This window comes from Bacillus sp. CBEL-1, assembly GCF_004348885.1.
Classification (GTDB): domain Bacteria; phylum Bacillota; class Bacilli; order Bacillales; family Bacillaceae_H; genus Priestia; species Priestia aryabhattai_A.
Window position 1 is genome coordinate 1,844 of sequence record NZ_SBIM01000012.1, and the last position, 2,346, is coordinate 4,189.

Annotated in this window: 1 rRNA gene; it reads left to right on the forward strand. The window is 50.9% G+C overall.

Features of this window, described 5'->3' with window-relative positions:
* Positions 1-108: 108 nt before the first annotated feature.
* Positions 109-2,346: ribosomal RNA gene (locus tag EPL02_RS10000) — 23S ribosomal RNA — on the forward strand; the annotation flags it as partial.

The following is a 2,346-nucleotide window of genomic DNA, read 5'->3' on the forward strand; positions in this document are numbered from 1 at the left end:
GATTGTTCTTTGAAAACTAGATAACAGTAATAGCTGAGGAAAAGTGAAACTTTTCTTTAATCAAACCAATAAATAACGCAACGCAAGTTGCACCATTTATTCGCTAATGGTTAAGTTAGAAAGGGCGCACGGTGAATGCCTTGGCACTAGGAGCCGATGAAGGACGGGACTAACACCGATATGCTTCGGGGAGCTGTAAGTAAGCTTTGATCCGGAGATTTCCGAATGGGGAAACCCACTGTTCGTAATGGAGCAGTATCTTTATCTGAATACATAGGATATTGAAGGCAGACCCGGGGAACTGAAACATCTAAGTACCCGGAGGAAGAGAAAGCAAATGCGATTTCCTGAGTAGCGGCGAGCGAAACGGAATTAGCCCAAACCAAGAGGCTTGCCTCTTGGGGTTGTAGGACACTCTATACGGAGTTACAAAGGAACGAGGTAAATGAAGAGGTCTGGAAAGGCCCGTCAAAGAAGGTAACAACCCTGTAGTTGAAACTTCGTTCCCTCTTGAGTGGATCCTGAGTACGGCGGAACACGTGAAATTCCGTCGGAAGCTGGGAGGACCATCTCCCAAGGCTAAATACTCCCTAGTGACCGATAGTGAACCAGTACCGTGAGGGAAAGGTGAAAAGCACCCCGGAAGGGGAGTGAAAGAGATCCTGAAACCGTGTGCCTACAAGTAGTCAGAGCCCGTTAATGGGTGATGGCGTGCCTTTTGTAGAATGAACCGGCGAGTTACGATCCCATGCAAGGTTAAGTTGAAGAGACGGAGCCGTAGCGAAAGCGAGTCTGAATAGGGCGTTTAGTATGTGGTTGTAGACCCGAAACCAGGTGATCTACCCATGTCCAGGGTGAAGTTCAGGTAACACTGAATGGAGGCCCGAACCCACGCACGTTGAAAAGTGCGGGGATGAGGTGTGGGTAGCGGAGAAATTCCAATCGAACCTGGAGATAGCTGGTTCTCTCCGAAATAGCTTTAGGGCTAGCCTCACGTAGTGAGAGTCTTGGAGGTAGAGCACTGATTGGACTAGGGGCCCCCAACGGGTTACCGAATTCAGTCAAACTCCGAATGCCAAAGACTTATCCGTGGGAGTCAGACTGCGAGTGATAAGATCCGTAGTCAAAAGGGAAACAGCCCAGACCACCAGCTAAGGTCCCCAAGTATACGTTAAGTGGAAAAGGATGTGGAGTTGCTTAGACAACCAGGATGTTGGCTTAGAAGCAGCCACCATTTAAAGAGTGCGTAATAGCTCACTGGTCGAGTGACTCTGCGCCGAAAATGTACCGGGGCTAAACGTATCACCGAAGCTGTGGATTGACATCGTAGATGTCAGTGGTAGGAGAGCGTTCTAAGTGCAGCGAAGCTAGACCGTAAGGACTGGTGGAGCGCTTAGAAGTGAGAATGCCGGTATGAGTAGCGAAAGACAAGTGAGAATCTTGTCCACCGAATGCCTAAGGTTTCCTGAGGAAGGCTCGTCCGCTCAGGGTTAGTCGGGACCTAAGCCGAGGCTGAAAAGCGTAGGCGATGGCCAACAGGTTGATATTCCTGTACCACCTCCCCGCCGTTTGAGTAATGGGGGGACGCAGGAGGATAGGGTAAGCGCGCTGCTGGATATGCGCGTTCAAGCAGTTAGGCTGATGAGTAGGCAAATCCGCTCATCATAAGGCTGAGCTGTGATGACGAGGGAAATATAGTACCGAAGTTCCTGATTCCACACTGCCAAGAAAAGCCTCTAGCGAGGCGGGAGGTGCCCGTACCGCAAACCGACACAGGTAGGCGAGGAGAGAATCCTAAGGTGATCGAGAGAACTCTCGTTAAGGAACTCGGCAAAATGACCCCGTAACTTCGGGAGAAGGGGTGCTCTGGTAGGGTGTATAGCCCGAGAGAGCCGCAGTGAATAGGCCCAGGCGACTGTTTAGCAAAAACACAGGTCTCTGCGAAGCCGCAAGGCGAAGTATAGGGGCTGACGCCTGCCCGGTGCTGGAAGGTTAAGAGGAGGGGTTATCCTTTGGGAGAAGCTCTGAATCGAAGCCCCAGTAAACGGCGGCCGTAACTATAACGGTCCTAAGGTAGCGAAATTCCTTGTCGGGTAAGTTCCGACCCGCACGAAAGGCGTAACGATCTGGGCACTGTCTCAACGAGAGACTCGGTGAAATTATAGTACCTGTGAAGATGCAGGTTACCCGCGACAGGACGGAAAGACCCCGTGGAGCTTTACTGTAGCCTGATATTGAATTTTGGTACAGCTTGTACAGGATAGGTAGGAGCCTGAGAAGCCGGAGCGCTAGCTTCGGTGGAGGCGTCGGTGGGATACTACCCTGGTTGTATTGAAATTCTAACCC